Origin of the sequence: Rhizobium sp. P40RR-XXII (assembly GCF_012641405.1) — a bacterium.
GTDB lineage: Bacteria > Pseudomonadota > Alphaproteobacteria > Rhizobiales > Rhizobiaceae > Rhizobium.
On the sequence record NZ_JABAII010000005.1, the window covers coordinates 187581 to 210405 of the forward strand.

The window sequence follows — 22825 nt, forward strand, 5'->3', positions numbered from 1 at the left end:
CATCGCGTCTTTTATGTGGTAAACCTACCCCTCATAGCCGCCTGCCGCTACTACGCCTTATACGCTCGACCGATACTTTTTTGACATGAAGGGCAGTGTCTTTGGTCAAATGTGCAGTGCGGCATGACAAATCGCACCGCCAAAACGGCTGTATTCGACCGGAAGCGGGATCAATCGAGATCGTCGCGAATGCAGGCCTTAAACTGTCCGGGCGCAACCTCCCGCAACTGCGGAACCGCCGCGGCACAGGCGTCGAGCGCTAGGGGACAGCGCGTGCGGAAGACGCAGCCGCTCGGCGGGTTTGCCGGGCTTGGAATATCGCCTTTCAGGATTTGCCTGTTACGCCTGCGATCCGGGTCCGGCGACGGGATCGCCGATAGCAAGGCACGTGTATAGGGGTGTCGCGGTCTGGCGTAGAGATCAGCGCTTGCGGCAACCTCCATGATCCGCCCGAGATAGAGCACGATGACGCGATCGCAGAGATATTCGACCACGGCAAGGTCATGCGAGATGAACAGCATGGTGAGCGCCAGCCGTTGCTGCAGACCGCGCAGCAGATTGATGACCTGCGCCTGAATGGAGACATCCAGCGCCGAGACGGGCTCGTCGGCGACGAGAAATTCCGGCCCAAGTGCCAGGGCACGCGCAACCCCGATCCGTTGGCGCTGGCCGCCGGAAAATTCATGGGCATAGCGATTGATGGCGTCAGCAGGCAAATCCACCTGTTCGAGCGCTGCCCGCGCCCGATCCAGCCGATCGAGGCGGCTGCCGATGCGTTGGATTTTCAGACCCTCTGTCAGGATCTCGCCAATGGTCATGCGCGGCGATAGGCTCGCGAAGGGATCCTGAAAAATATACTGCATGCGCGGCCGCATCCGCCTGAGATCACCGGCGCCAAGCCGCGTCAATTCCGTGCCATCGAAGCGCACGCTGCCCGCCGATGGCTCGACCAGCCGCAGGATAGACCTGCCGATTGTCGTCTTGCCGCTGCCGGATTCGCCGACGAGCCCCACGACTTCGCCTTTTCCGATGTCGAAGGAAATATCGCGAAGGATGGAAAGCTTCGTACCTCGGGACACATAATCCTTGGCAAGATCGCGGATCGAGACAAGCGCTTCGGCCATCTAAATCTCCCGCCAGCGGATGCAACGGCTTGCATGGCCTGCCTCGACGGTTTCGAGAGCCGGTACTCCGTCACTGCAGGCCTGGATGGCATAAGCGCAACGCGGCGCGAAAGCGCAGCCGGAAGGCATTCGCGTCAGGCTCGGCACGACGCCGGGAATGGCGTAGAGCGGCTCGCCCGCCTGCCGCATCCGTGTCGCCTCGCTAAGCCGCGGCATGGAAGCCAAAAGGCCGCGTGTATAGGGATGCCTCGGATTGCGGAAGACTGCTTCGGTCGGCCCCTCCTCCACGATCCGGCCGGCATACATGACTGCCAGCCGATGAGCGATCTCCGCCACCACACCGAGATTATGGGTAACGAATAGGATGGCCATACCGCGCTCCCGCTGCAGCCCCTGCAGGAGATCGAGGATTTGTGCCTGTATCGTGACGTCGAGCGCCGTCGTCGGCTCGTCGGCGATCAGCAGCACCGGATCGCAGGCGAGCGCCATGGCAATGGTCGCGCGCTGGCGCATGCCACCCGACAATTCATGCGGATATTGCCTGACGCGGCGCTTGGCATCGGGAATGCCGACACTCTCCAGCAGCGCGACCGCTTCGCGCATCGCCGTGGCGCGGTCTGCGCTGCGGTGGATGCGGATCGGCTCGGCAATCTGGTCACCGATGGTCAAGACCGGATTGAGGCTCGACATTGGCTCCTGAAACACCATGCCGATATCGCCGCCGCGTATCTCGCGCATGTGGCTGTCATCCAGCGTCGCGAGATCGCTGACAATGCCCTGCCGGTCCCGCAACCTGATGCTGCCGGCTGCGATCGTCCCGACATTACGGGTCAGAAGCCGCATCACCGAAAGGCTCGTCACCGACTTGCCCGAACCGGACTCGCCAACCAGCGCCAGCGTCTCGCCGGCGTCGATGGTCAGGTCGATATCCCGCACCGCGGTCAATTCGCCACCGCGGGTGCGGAAGACCGTCCTCAGCCCCTTTATATCGAGAACAGGTTGGGCAGCCGGCGTCATCATGTCTATAGCAGCCCCGTATTTTTCAGGATCGCATCGATCCTGGCCGTTTCATCGGCGTTCAGCGCCGCGCGCGGGCGAGGCATGACAGCGGTATCGATGATGCCGAGGCTTTTCATCGCGGCCTTGAAGGCACCGATGCCAGCAGCACCGCCGCTGACACGCCCCCGCGCGACCCAGACGATCTCGAACAGGCGGCAAAGCCTCTCCTGTTCGCGCCGGGCTGCGGCCCAGTCGCCGCGCTGTGCTGCATCCCATAGCCGGACGTAGCCATGCGGATCGACATTGGCGATGCCGGGAACCACGCCATGGGCGCCCATCAGAAGCGCATTGTCGACGACGATCTCGGAGCCGGTCATCAGGAAAATATCCTTGTGATCGGCAAGATCGAGCAGCGCATAGCGGAAATTGTCGTCGTCGCCGCTGGAATCCTTCAACCCGATGATGGTTCCCTCCTTGGCGAGCGTCACCACGGTCTGGCGCTGCAGCTTCACATGCACGCAGACCGGGATGTCATAGGCGACCAGCGGCACATCGACGGCATCCCGAATATAGCGGAAATGATCCAATATCTCGGACTGGCTGGTCACCGTGTAGAAGGGAGCGGTAACGACAACGGCATCGGCTCCGGCCGCCTTGGCAATTTTCGAATGGGTGATGACCCGGTCGGTCGTGGGATCGATGACGCCGACCAGCAACGGCACCCGCCCGTTCACGACCTTGGCGGAATGTTCGATGATCTCGCGCCGTGTCTTTTCGTCGTGAAAGACGACTTCGCTGGTGGAACCCAGCACGAAGACACCGTGGCAGCCGCCATCGATCAGATGCTCCAGCACCCTTGTATAGGATTGGTAATCCACGGTGAAATCGTCGTTCAGCGGCGTTACGACGGGAGGCACCACGCCCTTGAATTTGCTCATTGTCTCTTTCTTTCTTGGGTTCAGCGAAGCTCGGCGCGCGGATCGAAGGCATCCCTCAATCCGTCGCCGATGAAATTGATGGCAAGGACGGCAAGAACCAGCGCGGCGCCGGGAAACAGCCATTGCCAGGGATATTGTTCGAGGACGGCGGTGGAGCGAGCCGCATTCAGCATGTTGCCCCAGCTCGCTGCGGGCGGTGCGATACCAAGCCCGAGAAAAGAAAGCCCGGCCTCCAAGAGGATCGCGTTCGCCACCTGCGTCGTGGCGTAGACCACCAGAATATCGATACAGTTCGGCATGCCGTGACGCAGCAGCAGGTGCGGCAGCCCGGCCCCCATGCCGCGTGCCGCCGTCACGAAATCACGCTCGCGCAGTTCCAGCAGCCTCGAGCGCACCATGCGGGCGAGCAGCGGCCAGGACAGAAGCGATATGACTACTATTGTCGGTAGAATGCCCGTGCCGGTGATCGAGGCCAGCACCAGCAAGAAGATCACCGGCGGCAAGGTCATGACCAGATCGACGAAGCGCATGCTGAGCGCATCCGCCCAGCGACCGGCAAAGGCCGAAACGAAGCCGAACAGGAAGCCGATAACAGCCGAAATGACGGTGGAACCTGCCGCAACCATCAGCGATATGCGGCCGCCTTCGAGCACTCTGGCGAAAACATCACGCCCGACACCGTCCGTCCCGAACCAATGCGTGGTATTGGGCGGTGCGTTCATGGCCAAAAGATCGATGTCGTTGGGCTGGAACCGCCACCACAGCGGATATGTGGCGATCAGCAGCAGCATGGGCACTGCGATGCAGACGCCGAAGAAGGCCGCGCCGTTCAGCCGGAAGCGGTCGAGTGCCCGGGCAAGCGGGCCATGGCTTGGTCGCTCGGTTCGCGCCAGCATCTCAGCTCACCTTGATACGCGGATCGATCACCGCATTGGCGATATCGGTCAGCAGGTTGACGATGATGACGCAGGCGCCGATGACAAGCGTCGCTCCCATGATGACGGGGTAGTCGCGGGACGTAACCGCATCGACGAGCAGCAGGCCCATGCCCGGCCAGTTGAAGACGCTTTCGACGAAGATCGCGCCACCGATCGCAAGCCCGATGGTCGAGCCGATGACCGTCACCACGGGCAGCAGCGCATTGCGCAGGGCGTGCTTGACGATCACCCAGAACTCAAACACCCCCTTGGCACGCGCGGTGCGTACATAGTCCTGGTTCAGGACTTCCAGCAGCGACGCCCGCATATAGCGCATGATGAGCGCGGCCTGGGCGATCGCCAGAAGCGAAGCCGGCAGGATGAGATGCCAAAGCAGGTCGCCGAGAGAAAAATCCTCGCCGGGCGTCAGCATGCCGCCCGATGGCAGCCAGCCGAGGCGCACGGCGAAGATATAGAGGCCGAGAAGTGCGCTCAGAAATGCCGGGCTCGATATGCCGGCCAGCGCCAGCACGGAAAGCGAGACATCAGTCACCGAATTGCGTTTCACGGCACCGACGACACCTGCGGCAATGCCGGCGATGATCGCCATGATCAGGGCGGTGCCCATCAGCAGCACCGTCGGCCCGATGCGCGACAAGACCAGCGTCAAGACCGGCTGATCCAGCCGCTTGACGGAGTAACCGAGATTACCCTGCGACGCCTCTAGCAGCCAGCCGACATATTGCAATGGCAGAGGTCGATCCAGCCCGAGTCGTTCACGCAGATCGGCCATGGCAGCTGGCGACAGAGGCGTGCTCGGATCGATGTAGGCATCGATCGGATCGCCCGGCGTCAATCGCAGCAGGACGAAGACCAGCATGCTCAAGGCCACGAGCATGCCGATGCCGATCACGAGACGCCTGAAACCATAGTGAAGCATAGCGAACCTGCGTTTCGAGGAATGCGCCGGCACAGCCCGCGGCCGGCTCAAAACCTAGTTTGAGAGCTTCCACGCTTCCGGATGCGCGATGTAAGGCCCGCCGCCGGGCGCCGGCGTCCAGACGAAATCCTTCACCTTGGACGAAACGACGCCGTAGCGGTTCGCCACCCACATGGTCGCCCAGGGCAGGTCCTTGTTCATGACCTTGCAGACATCCTGATAGCGTCGATCGCGCTTGCCGGCATCCGTCTCGGCAATCGCGGCATCGAGTGCCTTGGTCAGATCGGGCATGCGCGCGCGCACCACATTTGCGCCCGCCGGCGGGATCTGCTTTTCGTTGAGCCCGGTGTTGATATTGCTTGGATCCGGCCCGTTCTGCAGGCCGGCATAGACGAGCTGGAACTGCGATGTATCGGCGTTGGGGTTGAGCACGATGCCATTATAAGTCGGCGCATCGACGGCGCGCGGCACGACATTGATGCCGACCTGCGCCAGCATAGCCTGCACCGCGGCCAAGACGTTCGTCGCAAGCGGCGTGTTGTAATAGGTCAGCAAGGTGATCGGCTTGCCGCCATTGATCTTGTCCCAGCCGGCCTCTTCTAGCAATTGCTTGGCCTTGGCTGGATCGTAGGCATAGGCTTCAATGCCATCCGGCACGAGCTGATTGGCGACATAGGCGCAATTGGCCGGCTTTGCCGCGCCGCCATAGAGACTCTGGATGATCGCATCGCGGTTGATGGCATGCATGACCGCCTGGCGGACCCGCAGGTCCTTCCACAATGGCGAATCCTGATTGAAGCCTAGATAATTGACGACGAAGGAATTGCCCTCGATGACCTGAAAGGACTTGTCTTCCTTGAAGGTCGGGACATCGTTGGAATCGACATAGGTGAACTGGATTTCGCCGGCACGCAGCGCTGAGATCGCCGCCGCCGGGTTGGCGAAGTAGCGGTTGATCAGCCGATCGAGAACGGGCTTGCCGCCGCGATAATCGGAATTGGCGGTGAGTTCGACATACTGATCCTGCACATATTTGACGAATTTGAACGGCCCCGTCCCGACCGGCGACGTCGACCACCAGGTGCTCTTGGCAAGCTGATCGGCCGGCACGGCAGAAAGTGCATGCTCGGGCAGAACCATGATCTTGGCCAGCGTATCAAGCAGGCTCGCCGAGGGCGCGGAAAGCTTGATGACGAGGGTATGATCGTCGGGCGTCTCGACCGATGACAGGAGTTTAAACCGGGCGGCAAAGACCGAGCCGGTCTTGGAGTTGGCGGCAAGGTCGATGGTGAACTTGGCGTCCTTGGCCGTAAAAGCCTTGCCGTCATGCCATTTGGCATCGGCAAGCTTGAACGTATAGGTCAGTTGATCCGGGCTCACCTCATAGGAGGAGGCAAGCACGCCGACGATCTTCTGCAGCTTTTCGTCGTAGCTGACCAGAGGCTCGAAATAGGTGCTGAGCCAGGTGAGACCGGCCGTTGCCGCCAGCGGATTGAAGTTGCCCTGAAAGCCGCCCGGACCGACATCGAAGCCCCCGGACATGGCCGTGCCAGCAGCAGACGCCGCCGTGCCGGTCAAAACCGGCATTACAGTGGCCGACATCAATGCTCCCAACGCGATTGCCGGCAGATGAAAAACTTTCCTCATCACGATCCTCCTCCCTTGTTTGCGGTCGCTATTCTTTCTTGTTGTTGGCGATCACCTGCGAAATTCCCTCGTAGTGACGGTCGAGGCGCATGCGCACCTCCTTGAGGTTCTTGGATTCCAGCGCATCGACGATCGCCTCATGGTCACGCCAGGTGGCCATGGGATCGACATTCTCCAGATCGAAAAACCGGGAGGCCTTGTAGAAGGCGAGCCAGAACACATCGATCAGGCGAACGAAGGTCTCGTTGCCCTGGCAGCGAAACAGCAGCCGGTGAAAAAGCTGGTCATCTTCCGCGAAGGGCTCGCCACGCACGGCGTGAGCCCGCATTCGGTCAGTGGTAGCGCGCAACTCAGCCAAGTCCTCAGGCCCGATCATCTCGATGGTCTTGCCGATCAGGCCCACTTCGAGCGTGCGGCGGATCTCCAGCACTTCCTCCATATGCCGAAGCGCATCCCCGAGGCCATAGGCGAGATTGTCGAGCAACGGCGCGAAGGAAAAGGCCTTGACGAAGATGCCGATGCCGCGGCGCGTCTCCAGCACACCGAGAGATTCCAGCGCCTTGATGCCTTCACGCAGGGAATTGCGGCTGACGCCCAATTGTACCGCGAGTTCACCTTCAGCCGGCAGCATCGTGCCAGCCTGAAGACCGTTGTCCGCAATGTAACTGCGCAAACTTTCCTGCACGGAGACATGCAGCAATGGCGCGCGCGTCAAAGGCTGCATTACTTTGCCGACCATAGAACGGACTCCCATAGAGATCGGCATTGATCCTATGAACTTGTAGGATATCCGTCAAGTGGACAGGTGAGTAGGCAATATCCGTCGGGTCGGTTGCGCAAAACCAGGCCCGCCAGGAGCGACCAAGGCGATAATCTTCATGCCGAACGATGGCCTGCCCGGGCTTGGGAGGTGGTGCCGATGCTCATTTCGCCGCGTGCGGCGCATCCCGTTCCGGCAAACGGACGAGCTTGCCCTCCTCGGCCTTGTAGAAATACTGGCTGGCAACCAGCCACCCCTTTAGCGGCCGTAGCGGCGGAATGCAGGTCGCCAGCATGAATGGCCCTGTCACCAGGAACTGAACCCAGATCGGCGCCGAGAAGGCAACCTCCAGCCATACGCCGAGAAGCACGCTCGGAATGCAGGCAAAACAGATGACGAAGAAAGCCGGGCCATCGGCGGGATCTGCAAAGGAATAGTCGAGGCCGCAGGCTTCGCATTTCTTGCGCAGCGTCAAGAACCCATCGAACATGCGCCCTTGCCCGCAACGAGGGCAACGGCAATGAAGGCCGGTCTGAACCGGGCTCAACGGCGGATATTCAGTTTCCATGGCGGCATCGCTCCTGAATCAATATTCTCGCGAATTGCGATCAATATCGCATATTGCATGCATTCAATATAGTTACGATGAATGCATTCGACGAGTCCATCTGGCAGAGTGACGCAGGAGGCCACTCGGCAAATGCCGAAAAAGCCAGCGAGCCGGAGCTTACGGTCCGTCTGGATCGTCCGCGAATTGCGATTGAATTCTAAAAGAACGATGCCGCCATTTCCGGCGGCGCCTCCAGCGCATGCGCCATGAAGTCCAGCGCCGCTTTCAAAGCTTCACGACCTATCGGGCCGCCGAGGCAGACGCGGACGGCTTCAGATGCAGGACCCTCCACCGTGAAGGCATCGCTTGCGACAACGCCGATGCCCGCATTGCGCATATGGCTGGCGAAGGTGGCGCGCGTCCAGCCATTACCCAGCGGCAGCCAGATATTGAAGCTGATGGGATCGGCGCGATAGCTCCGGGATGGCAATATGTCGGCCACCATCTTCTGGCGGGCGGCTGCCTCCGCGCGAATGAAACGCAGAATGCCATCGGCGGTGCCGTCCTCGATCCAGCGCGTCGCAAGCGCCATATTAAGCGGCGACGCCATGACGTTGCTGCTGCGCATTGCGCTCATGAAGGGCCATATCGACTTAGTGTCCGGCGCCACGACGAAGGCAAGGCGCAGCCCCGCGCCGATGCACTTCGCCAATCCTCCGATATGCCAGGTGATATCCGGTGCGACCGCAGCCATTGGCGGCGGCGCGTCCAGCGGAATGAAGCCATAGGCATCATCCTCGATGATCGGTACGCGATATCTGCGGGCGACGGCGGCAATCGCCTCGCGGCGCTTGAGCGGAATAGTCAACGTCGTCGGGTTTTGCAGAATGGGATTGAGGTAGAGTGCTTTCGGTTGCCGGCGTTGGCACTCCTCGGCAAAGGCGTCCGGCAAAATGCCGTCCTCATCCATCGGCAGCCCCGCGAGATTAAGCCGGAGCTGGGCCGCGATCGAGCGCATGCCCGGATAGGTGATATTTTCCGAAAGCACCGTCTCGCCGGGCTTGGCCAACAGGCCGAAGATCGCCAGCAAGGCCGGATGAGCGCCGGGCGTCACGAAGATGCGCTCCTGGGATGGGGTCAGTCCGCGCCGGCCAAGCCAGGCGCCGGCGGCTTCCTTGTCCATACCCGAGCCGCCGAATCCTTGATAGCGGAGCAATGGAATGAGATCGGCCGCGACCACGGACAGTCCTTCCCGCATGCGGGCGATGAGATCCGGATCGTTCGGCTCCGGCGGCAGGTTCATCGAGAGGTCGATCGCCGGGGCACGGCGCGGGTCCGAGGCGACATCGAGAACCGAGCCGCGGCGCTCGCGCTCCTGTCTACCGGTGACGAAAGTCCCGCGCCCGACATGGGAATCCACAAGGCCGCGTTTCTGCGCCTCGACATAGCCTCGCGCCACGGTCGTGAAATCGATATTGAGGCGCTTGGCAAGCGCGCGCTGCGGCGGCAGCCTGTCGCCCACGGTCAGAACGCCACTGCGCAAATCCATTTCGATCAGGTCGGCGATGGCGATATAGCGGGGACTGGAGGAGCGACTGAGATCTGGATGCCAGTTTTTCATTTCATGCTCCGCGACGGGATCGGCCCCGAACTGCAACCTGACTGATATTGATTGCATATTGTTGCATACAATTTACGTCAAATGGAACCATCGGTTCCGATTTTTATCTCCGACGCGATCACATGCCGCGATATTTCCAATTGAATGGACGGTGACAGGATTTCGTTTCATGGGAGGCCGCCAGCGCAAGGCGTGCCCCGACGGAAGGAAACCACTCGAACGACAAGCGGCACGCCGACTCCAGCCGGCATGCCGATCATCTGGCAGAACGCCTTCAAACAGGGATCATGCAACTCATTTCTCTTGAGTGCGAGCCGCTTTCGCCTTTGCTTGATCATCCATGAGTTCGTACCACATGGCGTTGAGAACCGCGAATGCCGCGGCGAGAGGAAAGCCGAGAAGCCAGGCAAAGTACCACATGCAAAATCTCCTTCAGGATCAATAGGCGTGACCGCTCTTGTCGTTGACCGTCTCCTCGTCGACCTTGCCCCACAGCACGCGATAGACCCACGCAGTGTAAGCCAGGATCATCGGCAGAAAGATGATGGTGACGACAAGCATGATGAACAGCGTCAGGTGGCTGGACGACGCATCCCAAACGGTCAGACTGGACCGCGGATCGAGCGATGACGGCAAGAGGAAGGGGAACATCGACAATCCCACGGTCGAGATGATGCCGAAAATGGCGAGCTTGCTGAACAGCAGCACCGTAACCTCGCGCCGGCCCAGCATCGCAAGCAAAGCTGCCGCCGCACCGATGAAGCCGAGAACCGGGGCGATCATCATCCACGGATGCGCACTGTAATTGGCAAGCCATGCCCCGGCACCATGCTCGACCGTCTTCAACAGCGGATTGGACGGCCCATCGGCATCGATGGCACTCGCGATGCGATAGCCGTCGATGCCCATCCACAGGAACAGGCCACCGAGCGCAAAGAGCACGATGACCGCCAGGGCCGCCAAAGTGCCAAAGCGGCGCGCGCGTTCGGCAACCGCGCCATCCGTCTTCACCTGCAGCCAGGCCGCGCCATGCATGACGAGCATGGCGACGGACAAAAGACCACAGAGTAGAGCATAGGGGTTCAGGAGAGCAAAGAACGACCCCTCATAATAGATGCGCATATCATTATCGAAGCGGAAGGGCACGCCCTGCAGCACGTTGCCGACGGCGACGCCAAAGATCAGCGACGGAACGAAGCCGCCGATGAAGAGTGCCCAATCCCAGCCTGTCTTCCAACCGGCGCCGTCGCGCTTGGAGCGGTATTTGAAAGCGACCGGCCGCAGGATCAGCGCGAAAAGGATGGCGAACATGGCGAGGTAGAAGCCGGAGAAAGACACGGCATAAAGCGGTGGCCAGGCGGCGAAGATGGCGCCGCCGCCGAGGATCAGCCAGACCTGGTTGCCTTCCCAGGTCGCGCCGATCGAGTTGATGGCGATGCGCCTCTCCGTATCGGTCTTGGCGACGAACGGCAGCAGCGTGCCAACGCCCAGATCGAAACCATCGGTGACGGCAAAGCCGATTAAAAGTACGCCGAGAAGCAGCCACCAGATGATGCGCAGGGTCTCGTAGTCGATCAATTCATGCAGGATCATGGCAGGTCACTCCGCAGCCGGAACGAGGTTTTCGGAAATCAGCTTGGCCTCCGGCTCGTCGTCCGGTTCGGGGCCTTGGCGGATCGCCTTGATCATCAAGGTCATCTCGATGACGATGAGGACGGTATAAAGCGCGGCAAAGCCGAGGATGGTCAGAAGCACCGTGCCGGCGCCGAGGTTGGAGACGGCAGCGGCCGTCGGCAACACGCCTTCGATGATCCATGGCTGGCGGCCGAATTCCGCAACGACCCAGCCAAGCTCGATCGCGACCCATGGCAACGGGATGGCGAAAACCGCAATCCGAAGCAGGGTTGGATACCGGTCGAGTTTCCGCCGCGCCGAAAGCCAGAAGAAGACCGTCATCAGCAGGATGAAGAACATGCCGAGGCCGACCATGATGCGGAAGGACCAGAAGAGCGTCGGCACATGCGGAATGGTGTCGCGGGCGGCCTGGGCGATCTGCTCGTCCGTCGCCTGGCGCGGATCGTCGACATAGCGCTTTAAAAGCAGCGCATAGCCCAGTTCATGGCCGATATCCTCGAAGGAGGTGCGCGCGGTGGCGACGTCCTGCGAAGCCTCGCCCGGCGTTGCCGGATTTGCCGCGCGGATCTTCATCAGCGCGTCATAAGCCTTGATGCCCTGGCGAATATGGTCCTTGGCCTGCGCCTCGAGCTTGTCGATGCCGGCGATTTCCGTTGTCAGCGACCGCGTGCCGATCAGACCCATGGCCCAGGGGATATGGATGGCATAGTGGGTCTCGCGCGCCTCCTGATCCGGAAAGCCGAAGGCGGTGAAGGCGGCCGGCGCTGGCTCGGTCTTCCACATGGCCTCGATCGCCGCGAGCTTCATCTTCTGATGCTCGGTTGTCAGATAGCCGCTCTCGTCACCCAGCACGACGACCGACAGCGCAGAAGCAAGACCGAAAGATGCGGCGACGGTCATCGAGCGCTTCGCGAGCTCGATGCTGCGGCCATTCACGAGATACCAGGCAGAGACGCCGAGCACGAAGACCGAGGCACAAACGTAGCCGGCTGAGACGGTATGAACGAACTTCGCCTGCGCCACCGGGTTGAAGAGGACATCGAAGAAGCTGACGATCTCCATGCGCATGGTCTGCGGGTTGAGCGCCGAGCCTGCCGGGTTCTGCATCCAGCCATTGGCGATCAGGATCCAGAGTGCCGAGAAGTTCGATCCCAGCGCCACCGCCCAGGTGGCGACCAGGTGGCCGACCTTGGAGAGCTTGTCCCAGCCGAAGAAGAACAGGCCGACAAAGGTCGCCTCGAGGAAGAAGGCCATCAGCCCTTCGATCGCCAGGGGGGCGCCGAAAATATCGCCGACATAATAGCTGTAATAGCTCCAGTTCATGCCGAACTGGAATTCCATCACGATGCCTGTGGCAACGCCGAGCACGAAGTTGATGCCGAAGAGCGTCCCCCAGAACTTCGTCATCTGCCGCCAGATCTGGCGTCCGGTCATGACATAGGTCGTCTCCATGATGGCGAGCAGCACGGAAAGGCCGAGCGTCAACGGCACGAATAAGAAATGATACAGCGCCGTCATGGCAAACTGCAGGCGCGACAGCGCCACGATATCTAGTTCCATAGTCTTTCTCCCACCCCCTACGGTGCGTCTGACAGGAATGCGACGCCATTCGACGCGTCGCGGGCATGTTGGGTACCCCTCAATCCGGCCGCAGCCGGTCGAGGAGCATGTCGAATTCCGGTGTGTCGCGCCGCGCGCTGGCAGCGATCCGTCCGTCGTCCAGAAGCACGATGTGGTCTGCCAAGGCGGCCTCACGACGAATATGCGTGGCAATCACGATGCTGCGCGCATCGGCGGCCGAGGCCAGCCGCGCAAGCACGGCGCGGGCCGTCGTGGCATCGAGGCCTTCCGTCGGTTCATCGAGCAGCCAGAGCGGCGTGTCGCGCAGCAGAAGTCTCGCAAGCGCCAGCCGGCGAAGCTGACCGCCGGACAAGCCGCCGCCACCTTCGCCAAGGCGGGTCGAAAGGCCGTGCGGCAGTGCTTCGACGTCATCAAGCAAGCCGGCCATTGCGAGCGCGCCGCGCAACTTGTTATCCGCGGCATGCGGGTCCGCGAGCTTCAGATTGCCCCGTACCGTGTCCTGAAACAGCTCCGTGCGCTGGGTCAGGGTTGCCGCAGGCAGGCTCGCCACCGAACCGCCGGCGGCGGCGATCTCACCGGCGAGCAGGGCCAGCAATGTCGACTTACCGACACCGCTCTGCCCGACAATCGCCAGCCGTTCGCCGGCCGAGAGCGATAAGGAGACGTCCTTCAAGACGGGTGCGCCATCATGACCGGCTACGACCTCAGCGAGCTGGAACGCATAGCCCGGCTGTGGCTCGACACGTCCCAACGGCACGGCGGCCGGGTTCAACCTCGGCGCAATACGTCTTGCGGCGACCAAGGTTCGCCCGAGATCGAGGGCTCCGCGTCGCATCGCGGCGAACGGCTCGGTCGCGGCAAAGGCAATCAGCAATGCAAAGGCCGCCGCGGGCGCACCGATCGTCCCCTGCTTGGCAAGAAGGGCGGCCGCCAAAAGCGTGGCGGTCATCAGCATGGTCGAGCCAAGCGAGAAACCGGCCGCGACAGCGCTATCGATACGGTTCAGATCATTATCCGCCCTGGCCAGCCGCTCGTCGGCTTCGGCGATAGCGGCTCGCTGCGCCTGCAATTGCCCGACCATTGCGAGATCGGTCTGGCCGGCGACAAGATCGATAGCGCGTGCACGCAATGCTTCCATGGCATGGGCGCGACGGCGGCCCGGCTTCAACGCCAGGCGCCCGGCAACAAACGAAAGGCCAAGACAGAGCGCGACGAGCCAGGCTCCAGCAGCAACCCCGAGCCACGGATCGATGAAGCTGAGGGCGATGGTGACGGCGATGGCGGCAAGGACGGCGACCGCAGCCGGTACCAGCACGCGCAGATAGAGGGAGTCGAGCGCATCGACGTCATTCGTCAAACGGAACAGCAGGTTCGCCGGCCGGCGGATCATCGCCGCGGCGGCTGCCGGCTCCGCCCAGCCGCGAAACAGCCGCTCGCGAAGGGCTGCGAGAACCCTGAGCGTCGCGTCATGGGTGACGAGCCGTTCTCCGTAGCGGGCGGCGGTGCGGCCGATCGCAAGCATGCGTATGCCGGCCGACGGCGCGAAGACGTCGAAGACCATGGCAGTTGCAACCGTCAGGCCGGCAAAGGCCGACGCGGTGATGAACCAGCCGGACAATCCCAGCAATCCGCCGCCGGCGAGCATCGCGAGCACGGAGAGTCCTGCCCCAAGGGCTAGGCTCGCACCGCGCTCGCGCCAGAACAGGCCGATGAGTGGAAGCAGGGTTTTGAGTGAACGCATCATGCCGCCACCTTCCGTGCCTGCTCGTCAAGGCGGACGACGCGATGCATCCGCGCCGCAAGTTCCGGATCATGTGTCGCCACGATCAGGACCCGCCCTTTAGCGAGCGCGAGCAGCGCATTGGTCACGGCAGCGGCGGTTTCTGCGTCGAGATGGGCGGTCGGTTCGTCGGCAAGGATGATGTCGGCGCCCTCATCGACCATCATGCGCGCAAGCGCCAGTCTCAGTGCTTCGCCGCCGGAGAGGCCCAGCCCTCCCTCACCAACCGCCGACACCCGTTCCGGCGTAAAGACGCGATCGAGAGCGACACCTTCCAGCGCCTCAGTGACGGCTGCGGCATCGATGTTCGCGCGTCCGAGCGCAACATTTCGTTTCACGCTGCCAGCAAAAACGTGTGGCGACTGGCCGATCCAGGCCATGCGACGGCGCAATCCGTCGGCGGTATCGTCGCGCAGCGGAATGCCGCCGATCCGGATCACGCCGGCGTCCTGCCGGGCGAGACCGGCGATCAGCGACAGAAGCGTGGTCTTGCCTGAACCGCTTGCGCCCCAAAGCGCCACATGTTCTCCCGGCGCGACCGAGAGATCGAAATGATCGATCGCCGCATGCCGCTCCGGCCCATGCCGGAACACCAGACCTTCGATTTCGATCGATGGGGTGCCTGTAGTTATGACTGGTCGCGCATCGAAGCCGCCAAGGATGGTCAGTTGCGGAGATGCCAGCTCCCTCAGTGCCGAGAGTGCAGCCTCGCCATTGGCGCGGTCATGCCAGACAGCGGACAGTTCGCGCAGTGGCTCGAAAAAGGCCGGCGCAAGCAGGAGAATGAAGAGGCCCTGCGTCAAGGTAAGGCGGCCTTCCCATGTGCCGATCCCGATCGAGCCCAGCAGGCTGAAGCCGACATAGACGGCCGTTGCGGCAACGCCGAGCGCGGCAAAGAACTCGAGCACCGCCGAAGACAGGAAGGCGATCCTCAATACGGCCATGGTGCGGACCCGGAGTGAATCCGCGTCCGCGCGTAGTCGTCGTGCCGTGATGTCGACGGCATCGAGCGCGCGGATAGCCGCGAGGCCGCGCAGACGGTCGAGCAGGAAGGCGTTGAGGCCGCCGGTTTCAGCAAGCTGCTTTTCACTGGCAGCCTTGGCGCGCCAACCGATCAGCGCCATGAAAATCGGAATGAGTGGCGCGCAGAGCGCAAGGATCACGACAGCCAACCAGGAGATCGGCAGGATGCAGGCGAGGATGACAAGCGGCACCAGGGTCGCTCTCATGCGCACCGGACGGAACCGCGCGAGATAAGGTACGACCGCCTCGGCCTGCTCGCCCACGACGCTTGCCGCCAAACCGGATGCCGGCCTGCCGCTGTCGAGGGGTGAGCGCAGTGCAAGCGCCTTGGTCGCGGCGGCGCGCCGAAGGCTCAACTCGCGACGCGCGGCCCGAAATGCTAGCCGACCACCGGCCGCATCCAATCCGGCGCGCAGGACCCCAATGCCTGCGACGAAGGCTGCCGGGACCGCGACATCAGCAACGCCGCCGCCTTGGCTGATCGCACCGACGCCGATGGCAAGCATCGCCGCCTGCCCGATCCAACCGAGCGACGACAGACATTGCAATGCCGAAGCCAGGCCGAGACCAGGACACTTTTCGAACGTCCGATCGGCTACGGCACCGGCAGCGGCTGGGCTCCCTGCCGAAGCGGGGTTTGCGGCCTTGCGTCTTTCCAACATTCCATCGGTGGCGGAGGAAGCTGTCACGTGAGCCCGTCCTTTCCCATACTGTGCCATCAAGGAGGGTCCGCCGACATATGCTGACCGACAGATCTGCAGCGCAGACACCTTTGGTCTTCGTCGAACCCAGAACGCACTTGCCGCAATCGACGATATCGGAGCCCCAATATGACTGGCTTTCCGCGTCTTGTCAGCGACAAGAGTAACGGAAACTGTCTCGCCGAAGGGTTGAGCCCGCAGCAAGTGGTTCGCGAAATGGTTCTAGGACAAATTGTGCAGTGCGCAAAAGCGTGCAGGATGTCGCAGATCCCCTATCCGACGATGGCAGATTGACGCAGAAGCCAATGATATTTCTGTAGTCTCGCCACGACGACAGGCTGACAATCGCCGCCCTGTCCGTTTGCAGCGCAGCAATTCGAGGGCGCGCTTCGTTCTCGTGAAGGACGGGATTAAATCTGTGCAAATGGCGAGCCATGCGCCATCGAAAGCACAAATAGCGGCCAAATGGCCACCACTCGGCTAACAATCATCGCCGAATCAACGAGCACGCGTCATACTGCCAATGACGGCCGCCGCGATCGCAGACCGAGTTTACAGACCGCTTCGGCATAGGCTTGGGGAGAGTGGAATGTATGAGAAAATTATCTGCGCAATAGGACTGGGATCTCGCGAGCGCGCCGAACGTCTACTGCGCACCTCCCACGCTCTTCTGTCGCCGGGCGGGGAACTGATCGTGGTTCATGTGATCGAGCGTTTTCCCTCGGGCAGCGAAAGCCCGGACAATTGGGCCGTGTCTGTCATCAAGGAAGCGGAAGACAAGCTCGATGCGCTTTGCAGGCGTCTCGGCATTACCGCATCGATAGAAGTGCGCACCGGCACCGCATCGAGAACCTTGCTGGCGGTCGCGCAGGAGAAGAAGGCCGATCTCATCGTGCTTGCAACCCATACTTCCGATATTCTCGACCGTATCTTCGGCTCGACGGTCGAATATGTCATCCGGCATGCGGAATGTTCCGTCCTTGTCGAGCGTGCCGACAAATCACATGACAATGCAGCGAAAGAAGCCAAAACGAAAAAAGCATAACCTCTGGCGAGGTCGTCCGGCAGCGAGTTTCCGTGAAGGCCGAACCGAAATTACCGTTTGCGCTCCAACGCCGCAATGCTACATATCCGCTCCCTTTCGATAGCCACGACGAGCCGAATGACTGAATCCGCCATCACCTGGAGCATTGCCGGCCTGACGGCCCTCGGTGTCGTTACGCGCCCGTTCCGCTGGCCAGAAGCGATCTGGGCGGTTCTCGGCGCGGCGGTTCTCCTCGCCTTCCGGCTGATCGGCCCGGCCGACGTTTGGGCAGGTGTATCCAAAGGTTTCGATGTCTATCTGTTCCTGATCGGCATGATGCTTCTGTCGGAGCTGGCACGGCGCGAAGGGCTTTTCGACTGGGTTGCGGCGATCGCCACCTCGCATGCCAAGGGGTCGCCCCGCCGGCTGTTCGTCCTCGTCTATGTGGTTGGCGTCGTCGTCACGGTTTTCTTGTCGAACGACGCCACTGCCGTGGTGCTCACGCCGGCCGTTTATGCCGCATGCCGGGCGGCACGGGTGAAGGATCCCATGCCTTACCTGCTGGTCTGCGCCTTCATCGCCAATGCCGCCAGCTTCGTGCTGCCGATCTCCAACCCGGCTAATCTCGTTATCTTTGCCGGTGGCGAAATGCCGCCTTTGTCGCGGTGGATGCAGACCTTCCTGCTGCCATCGATCGTCTCGATCATCGTGACCTTCGCCTGCCTCTACTGGACACAGAGGCGCGCGCTCATCGAAGACACGATCGCACGCGATGTCGCGGAACCCTCCCTTTCGCACGCAGCCCGGCTGGCCGGATGGGGGCTTGTGGTCACCGCTCTTGTGCTGATTGCCGCATCGGCCATGAGTTTCGACCTGGGAATACCGACATTTGCCGCAGGCGTCATCACGACGGTCATTGTTCTCGCGCTTACGCGGCAAAGCCCGATCGAGACGATGCGCGGCATAAGCTGGAGCGTGTTGCCCCTGGTGGCAGGCCTTTTCGTGATCGTCGAAGCAGTCAATCATACCGGCCTGACCGCGCTTCTGTCCGAAAAGCTCGCATCGCTTGCCGCACAATCCCAGACGCAGGCAATCGGAGCCGCCGGTTTTTCGGTCGCGATCATCTCCAATCTCGTCAACAACCTGCCAGCCGGCCTTTTCGCCGGCAGCGCGGTGCAGGCGGCCCATGTTCCTGATTCCGTTGCCGGCGCAGTGTTGATCGGCGTCGATCTTGGTCCCAACCTTTCGGTAACCGGCTCGCTTGCCACCATCCTCTGGCTCGCCGCCCTTCGTCGGGAGGGGCTTCACATGGGCGCACTGGCCTTCTTGAAGATCGGTGCCATCGTCATGCTCCCGGCCCTGATCCTCTCGCTTGCAACGCTCGCACTGATCTGACGGCAAACAACGAGTTTATAGACGACCGGTCGATTATTTGTTACGCACCGCTCATGGTGACAATGAAGAAATCAGAGCTCACTCGAAGCCATATTCTCGCAATCGGGCGGGAACTGGTGCTGCGCAAGGGGTTCGGAGGCGTCGGCTTGAAAGAGCTGCTTGAGCAAAGCGCCGTGCCGAAAGGGTCGTTCTATTATTATTTCGCATCGAAAGAAGCCTTCGGCTGCGCCCTGCTGAAGCAATATTGCTCCGACTATGCGGAGCGCCTCGATGCGCTTTTCGGCTGGAAGGGCAACGGCCGCCAACGTGTGATGCACTATTGGAACGCCTGGCTTTCCGATGGCAATAGCGCAAGCCTTGCCGAGCGGTGCCTGGTCGTGAAACTTGCCGCCGAAATTTCCGACCTCTCGGACAATATGCGCGTGATCCTTCTCGGCGGCGTCGAGGATCTCATTCATCGCCTAACCAAGACGATCACCGAGGGCCGCGAGGATGGCTCCATTTCGCCATCCTGCATCCCGGAAAAAACAGCCCGCTCGCTCTATAGTCTCTGGCTCGGGGCGGCGATCCTGGCGAAACTTGGCAGGGACAAGACGCCGCTCGACCAGGCCATGCTTGCCACTGAACAAGCCCTTACCGCACCCGGCGGCCTTTGATCCACGACAGGACTAGCATGTCAACACGCAAGGAATACAAAATGCGCAGTGCCATCCACGATGTCTTCGGCGACCCGGCAGACGTCCTTTATCTGGCCGACATGCCGCTGCCCGAACCCGCCGCGGGAGACGTGCGCATTCGCACCATTCTCTCGCCGATCCATAATCACGACCTTTGGACAGTGCGCGGCGCCTATGGCTACAAACCTATACTGCCAGCGATCGGCGGCAGCGAGGCTGTCGGCTTCGTCGATGCCGTTGGCGCGGGCGTCGACAAGACGCTGATCGGCAAACGCGTCGTTGCGGCCGGCGTGCATGGCACCTGGGCCGAGCAATTCACGGCGCCGGCGGCCAGCCTCGTCCCCGTGCCCGACGCCATTACCGACGAGGCCGCGGCGCAGCTGATCGCCATGCCGTTCAGCGCCATCTCGCTGCTGGAATCCCTTAATGTCGAGCGCGGCGACTGGATCATCCAGAACGCCGCCAACGGCGCGGTCGGCAAGACGCTCGCCATGCTGGCCCGCAGCCGCGGCATCCATATGATCAATCTTGTTCGGCGCGACGGCGGCATTGACGAGCTGTCGGCATTCGGTATCGGCAACGCCGTGTCGACCGCTGCCTCCGAATGGAAGGCGAAAGTGCGTGCCATGATCGGCGATGCGCCGATCCGCGCCGCAGTGGACTCCGTCGGAGGCGTTGCGAGCAACGACCTTGCCGATCTGCTGGGTGAAAACGGTCTGCTGGTGTCCTTCGGCACTGCGGCCGGCAAGCCGATGCAGATCGCCTCGAGGGCTGTCATCTTCAAGCAGCTGACGATCAAGGGCTTCTGGGGCATCAAGGTCAGCGCCGCCATGTCGGCCGACGAGCGTCGGCGGCTCATCAGCGAACTGATCGCGCGGGTCGCGTCCGGCGAGGTCAAGCTGCCGGTGGAAGCCGCCTATGACATTACCGAAATCGCCCAGGCGGTGAAGTCTTCGCTGGCACCCGGCAAGGCCGGCAAGGTTCTGCTGAAGCTATAATTCCCTGTGGCAGCGCTCGCCGCCTGCAGGCTCTGCGGGCGGCATAAGCTGACGTTGGCCCGCAATGGGATGTGGAAGCCGCCGGAGTGTTACGATCCCGCAAGAATCTGCAAACTGGCTCTTGTCCCTCTAGTAGCTAGAGGATGTAGCAATGGTTCCGACAACGAAATCGGAACCGGAAGATGACGTCGACAACACAACAGAGCCGCTATCGTGTGGAGGGCATGGATTGCGCTTCCTGCGCCACGAAAATCGACACGGCCGTTCGCCGCCTGCAAGGCGTGGAGGACGTCTCCGTCTCGGTCACCGCAGGCACGATGACCGTCAGACATCAGGGCGATCCCGACCTGCTGCCGAGCATTGCAAAGCGCGTCTCAGGACTGGGCTACAAGGTTTTCCCGCTTCCGCAAAGCACCGTTCCCGCGCCGAAGGCGGCGGCGGATGATCACGCCTGCGGGTGCGGCCACGATCACGACCATACCGGACATGACCATGATCGCGGCGATCACGGACATGGTACAGCCAGCCATAAGCACGATCACGCAGGGCATAGCCACGCATCGGAAGGGGGGGAGGCCGCTGTGGCGGGCCTTCACGGTCACGATCGCGGCCCAACGGCCGGCCCCTGGTGGAAATCGGCCAAGGGCCGCCTGACCATCGCGACCGGCGTGGCTGTCGCCGCTGCCTGGGGGATCGGGAAGCTCGTCCCCGCGCTGGACGCCTGGATCTTTACCGCGGCCATGCTTGTGGGGTTATTGCCAATTGCCCGGCGTGCCTTCATGGCCGCAAGGGTCGGAACGCCGTTCTCGATCGAAATGCTGATGACAATCGCGGCCATCGGCGCCGTTATCATCGGCGCCAGCGAAGAAGCCGCAGCCGTTGTCTTCCTGTTCCTGATCGGTGAACTGCTGGAAGGCGTTGCAGCCGGCAAGGCGCGCGCCAGCATTCAATCCCTGACGCGTCTTGTGCCCAAGACCGCGCAACTTGAAGAAAATGGCAAGACCCGCGAGGTCGAGGCCGAAAGCCTTGCCATTGGTGCCGTCATCCTGGTGCGCCCGGGCGACCGCATCCCGGCCGATGGCGTTATCCTCTCCGGCGAAAGCGCCATCGACGAGGCGCCGGTGACCGGCGAAAGCACGCCGGTGCGCAAGAGCGCCGACGCGACCGTCTTTGCCGGCACCGTCAACGGCGATGCCGCGCTGCGCATCCGCGTAACAGCGGCGGCATCCGACAATACCATCGCCCGCATCGTCAAGCTGGTCGAGGAGGCGCAGGAATCGAAGGCGCCGACCGAGCGCTTCATCGATCGCTTCTCCCGCTATTACACGCCCGGCGTCGTCGTTGTCGGCGCGCTCGTCGCAATCGTCCCTCCCCTGTTTCTCGGCGGCGGCTGGGGCGAGTGGGTCTACAAGGGCCTTGCGATCCTGCTGATCGGCTGCCCCTGCGCCCTCGTCATCTCGACGCCGGCGGCGATTGCTGCTTCGCTCTCCTCGGGCGCCCGGCGCGGCCTGCTGCTGAAGGGCGGCGCCGTGCTCGAGAATATCGGCAAGGTCACCGCCGTCGCGTTCGACAAGACGGGGACGCTCACCGAAGGCAAGCCCAAGGTCACCGATATCGTCGGTCTCGGCATGAGCGATACGGAAGTGCTGCGACTGGCGGCAGCGCTCGAAACCGGTTCCAGCCATCCGCTCGCCCGCGCGATCCTCGACCGTGCGGTTGCAGCCGGAACGGATGTCCCCCAGGTCATCGATGCAAAAGCCATCGGCGGCAAGGGCGTAAGCGGAACGGTCGATGGTCTGGACGTATTCCTCGGATCGCCGCAGGCGGCAGCCGACAAAGTGTCTTTGACTTCAGAGCAATCGGCCCGGATCGCGGCGCTCAACGATGAAGGAAAGACCGTTTCCATTCTCGTTGCCAAAGGCGGTGCCGCCGGCCTGCTGGCCATCCGTGACGAACCGCGCGCCGATACGGCCGCCGGCCTCAAGGCGCTTGCCGATGCGGGCATCAAGACGATCATGCTGACGGGTGACAACCAGCGCACGGCAGAGGCGATCGGCAAGACGCTTGACATCGAGGTTCGCGCGCAACTGTTGCCCGAAGACAAGCAGCGGATCGTCGGTGACCTGAAGCGACAAGGTTTCCGCGTTGCCAAGGTCGGCGACGGCATCAACGATGCGCCGGCCCTCGCAGCCGCCGATGTCGGGATTGCCATGGGCGGCGGGACCGACGTTGCACTGGAAACGGCTGATGCCGCCGTGCTGCACGGCCGCGTCGGCGACGTTATCGAAATGATCGACCTTTCCAGGCGGACGATGAGCAACATCGGCCAGAACATCACCATTGCGCTCGGCCTGAAGGGTCTCTTCCTCGTCACCACCATCATCGGCATCACCGGTCTCTGGCCGGCAATCCTCGCCGATACGGGCGCCACGGTGCTGGTCACCATGAATGCGCTGCGCCTGCTCGCCGTCAGACCGCGCCGGGTCGCCGCCTAGGATATCTACGAGCGCCGATG

General features: G+C 62.2%; 19 protein-coding genes. 5 read left to right on the top strand and 14 right to left on the bottom strand.

The features are described from left to right. Window positions 1-170: 170 nt before the first annotated feature. The 14 genes from HGP16_RS11990 to cydD all read right to left on the bottom strand — a co-directional run bounded on the left by HGP16_RS11990 (window position 171) and on the right by cydD (window position 16177). Window positions 171-1124 (bottom strand): ABC transporter ATP-binding protein, encoded by a 954-nt coding sequence (locus HGP16_RS11990; protein ID WP_168840230.1) that lies wholly within the window; start codon window positions 1122-1124, stop codon window positions 171-173. Continuing rightward, window positions 1125-2141: an ABC transporter ATP-binding protein gene (locus tag HGP16_RS11995; protein ID WP_168840427.1), complete on the bottom strand. Its 1017-nt coding sequence runs from the start codon at window positions 2139-2141 to the stop codon at window positions 1125-1127. Between the two features lie 5 nt (window positions 2142-2146). Next, window positions 2147-3061 carry a dihydrodipicolinate synthase family protein gene (locus HGP16_RS12000; RefSeq protein WP_168840231.1) on the bottom strand — a complete coding sequence of 305 codons (915 nt, stop codon included), beginning with the start codon at window positions 3059-3061 and terminating at the stop codon, window positions 2147-2149. 20 nt (window positions 3062-3081) lie between these two features. Then, window positions 3082-3957: an ABC transporter permease gene (locus HGP16_RS12005; protein ID WP_168840232.1), complete on the bottom strand. Its 876-nt coding sequence runs from the start codon at window positions 3955-3957 to the stop codon at window positions 3082-3084. 1 nt (window position 3958) lies between these two features. Beyond that, a complete protein-coding gene (locus HGP16_RS12010) occupies window positions 3959-4918 on the bottom strand; it encodes an ABC transporter permease (RefSeq protein ID WP_168840233.1) in 960 nt (319 codons plus the stop codon). Between the two features lie 54 nt (window positions 4919-4972). Next, the gene (locus HGP16_RS12015; RefSeq protein WP_168840234.1) at window positions 4973-6565 is read right to left on the bottom strand and encodes an ABC transporter substrate-binding protein; all 1593 of its coding nucleotides are present in this window, start codon (window positions 6563-6565) and stop codon (window positions 4973-4975) included. Between the two features lie 28 nt (window positions 6566-6593). Then, the gene (locus HGP16_RS12020) at window positions 6594-7304 is read right to left on the bottom strand and encodes a FadR/GntR family transcriptional regulator (RefSeq protein ID WP_168840235.1); all 711 of its coding nucleotides are present in this window, start codon (window positions 7302-7304) and stop codon (window positions 6594-6596) included. A 184-nt stretch (window positions 7305-7488) separates the two neighbouring features. Further along, window positions 7489-7893 carry a DUF983 domain-containing protein gene (locus tag HGP16_RS12025; RefSeq protein ID WP_168840236.1) on the bottom strand — a complete coding sequence of 135 codons (405 nt, stop codon included), beginning with the start codon at window positions 7891-7893 and terminating at the stop codon, window positions 7489-7491. A gap of 199 nt (window positions 7894-8092) precedes the next feature. After that, window positions 8093-9496 (bottom strand): PLP-dependent aminotransferase family protein, encoded by a 1404-nt coding sequence (locus HGP16_RS12030; protein WP_168840237.1) that lies wholly within the window; start codon window positions 9494-9496, stop codon window positions 8093-8095. 294 nt (window positions 9497-9790) lie between these two features. Continuing rightward, window positions 9791-9916, bottom strand: coding sequence for a cytochrome bd-I oxidase subunit CydX (gene cydX, locus HGP16_RS12035; RefSeq protein ID WP_168840238.1), 126 nt, complete (start codon window positions 9914-9916; stop codon window positions 9791-9793). Between the two features lie 18 nt (window positions 9917-9934). Further along, window positions 9935-11089 carry a cytochrome d ubiquinol oxidase subunit II gene (cydB, locus tag HGP16_RS12040; RefSeq protein WP_168840239.1) on the bottom strand — a complete coding sequence of 385 codons (1155 nt, stop codon included), beginning with the start codon at window positions 11087-11089 and terminating at the stop codon, window positions 9935-9937. Between the two features lie 6 nt (window positions 11090-11095). After that, complete coding sequence (locus HGP16_RS12045; RefSeq protein WP_168840240.1) at window positions 11096-12691, bottom strand: cytochrome ubiquinol oxidase subunit I; 1596 nt, start codon at window positions 12689-12691, stop codon at window positions 11096-11098. 79 nt (window positions 12692-12770) lie between these two features. Continuing rightward, window positions 12771-14456, bottom strand: coding sequence for a thiol reductant ABC exporter subunit CydC (gene cydC, locus HGP16_RS12050; protein WP_168840241.1), 1686 nt, complete (start codon window positions 14454-14456; stop codon window positions 12771-12773). Next, window positions 14453-16177 (bottom strand): thiol reductant ABC exporter subunit CydD, encoded by a 1725-nt coding sequence (gene cydD, locus HGP16_RS12055; protein WP_168840428.1) that lies wholly within the window; start codon window positions 16175-16177, stop codon window positions 14453-14455. The genes cydC and cydD overlap by 4 nt, the downstream gene beginning before the upstream one ends. Before the next feature lie 628 nt (window positions 16178-16805). Here cydD and HGP16_RS12060 point away from each other — a divergent pair. The 5 genes from HGP16_RS12060 (at window position 16806) to HGP16_RS12080 (ending at window position 22805) form a co-directional block, all read left to right on the top strand. Next, entirely contained in the window at window positions 16806-17261 is a 456-nt protein-coding gene (locus HGP16_RS12060) for a universal stress protein (protein WP_168840242.1), read from the top strand. Window positions 17262-17378: 117 nt separating this feature from the next. Next, on the top strand, window positions 17379-18635 hold the full coding sequence (locus tag HGP16_RS12065) for an arsenic transporter (protein ID WP_168840243.1): 1257 nt from the start codon (window positions 17379-17381) through the stop codon (window positions 18633-18635). 62 nt (window positions 18636-18697) lie between these two features. After that, window positions 18698-19291: a TetR/AcrR family transcriptional regulator gene (locus HGP16_RS12070; protein ID WP_246705517.1), complete on the top strand. Its 594-nt coding sequence runs from the start codon at window positions 18698-18700 to the stop codon at window positions 19289-19291. Between the two features lie 41 nt (window positions 19292-19332). After that, the gene (locus HGP16_RS12075) at window positions 19333-20310 is read left to right on the top strand and encodes a zinc-binding dehydrogenase (protein ID WP_168840245.1); all 978 of its coding nucleotides are present in this window, start codon (window positions 19333-19335) and stop codon (window positions 20308-20310) included. Window positions 20311-20492: 182 nt separating this feature from the next. Then, on the top strand, window positions 20493-22805 hold the full coding sequence (locus tag HGP16_RS12080; RefSeq protein WP_168840246.1) for a heavy metal translocating P-type ATPase: 2313 nt from the start codon (window positions 20493-20495) through the stop codon (window positions 22803-22805). Window positions 22806-22825: the final 20 nt, after the last annotated feature.

Excerpts from the sequence above, each read along its gene's own strand:
- cydD (WP_168840428.1), bottom strand. The coding sequence starts at position 16,177 with ATGTTGGAAAGACGCAAGGCCGCAAACCCCGCTTCGGCAGGGAGCCCA.
- HGP16_RS12045 (WP_168840240.1), bottom strand. The coding sequence starts at position 12,691 with ATGGAACTAGATATCGTGGCGCTGTCGCGCCTGCAGTTTGCCATGACG.
- HGP16_RS12010 (WP_168840233.1), bottom strand. The coding sequence starts at position 4,918 with ATGCTTCACTATGGTTTCAGGCGTCTCGTGATCGGCATCGGCATGCTC.
- cydB (WP_168840239.1), bottom strand. The coding sequence starts at position 11,089 with ATGATCCTGCATGAATTGATCGACTACGAGACCCTGCGCATCATCTGG.
- HGP16_RS11995 (WP_168840427.1), bottom strand. The coding sequence starts at position 2,141 with ATGACGCCGGCTGCCCAACCTGTTCTCGATATAAAGGGGCTGAGGACG.
- HGP16_RS12025 (WP_168840236.1), bottom strand. The coding sequence starts at position 7,893 with ATGGAAACTGAATATCCGCCGTTGAGCCCGGTTCAGACCGGCCTTCAT.
- HGP16_RS12005 (WP_168840232.1), bottom strand. The coding sequence starts at position 3,957 with ATGCTGGCGCGAACCGAGCGACCAAGCCATGGCCCGCTTGCCCGGGCA.
- HGP16_RS12080 (WP_168840246.1), top strand. The coding sequence starts at position 20,493 with ATGACGTCGACAACACAACAGAGCCGCTATCGTGTGGAGGGCATGGAT.
- HGP16_RS12070 (WP_246705517.1), top strand. The coding sequence starts at position 18,698 with ATGAAGAAATCAGAGCTCACTCGAAGCCATATTCTCGCAATCGGGCGG.
- cydC (WP_168840241.1), bottom strand. The coding sequence starts at position 14,456 with ATGATGCGTTCACTCAAAACCCTGCTTCCACTCATCGGCCTGTTCTGG.
- cydX (WP_168840238.1), bottom strand. The coding sequence starts at position 9,916 with ATGTGGTACTTTGCCTGGCTTCTCGGCTTTCCTCTCGCCGCGGCATTC.
- HGP16_RS12020 (WP_168840235.1), bottom strand. The coding sequence starts at position 7,304 with ATGGTCGGCAAAGTAATGCAGCCTTTGACGCGCGCGCCATTGCTGCAT.
- HGP16_RS12075 (WP_168840245.1), top strand. The coding sequence starts at position 19,333 with ATGCGCAGTGCCATCCACGATGTCTTCGGCGACCCGGCAGACGTCCTT.
- HGP16_RS12030 (WP_168840237.1), bottom strand. The coding sequence starts at position 9,496 with ATGAAAAACTGGCATCCAGATCTCAGTCGCTCCTCCAGTCCCCGCTAT.
- HGP16_RS12065 (WP_168840243.1), top strand. The coding sequence starts at position 17,379 with ATGACTGAATCCGCCATCACCTGGAGCATTGCCGGCCTGACGGCCCTC.
- HGP16_RS11990 (WP_168840230.1), bottom strand. The coding sequence starts at position 1,124 with ATGGCCGAAGCGCTTGTCTCGATCCGCGATCTTGCCAAGGATTATGTG.
- HGP16_RS12000 (WP_168840231.1), bottom strand. The coding sequence starts at position 3,061 with ATGAGCAAATTCAAGGGCGTGGTGCCTCCCGTCGTAACGCCGCTGAAC.
- HGP16_RS12060 (WP_168840242.1), top strand. The coding sequence starts at position 16,806 with ATGTATGAGAAAATTATCTGCGCAATAGGACTGGGATCTCGCGAGCGC.
- HGP16_RS12015 (WP_168840234.1), bottom strand. The coding sequence starts at position 6,565 with ATGAGGAAAGTTTTTCATCTGCCGGCAATCGCGTTGGGAGCATTGATG.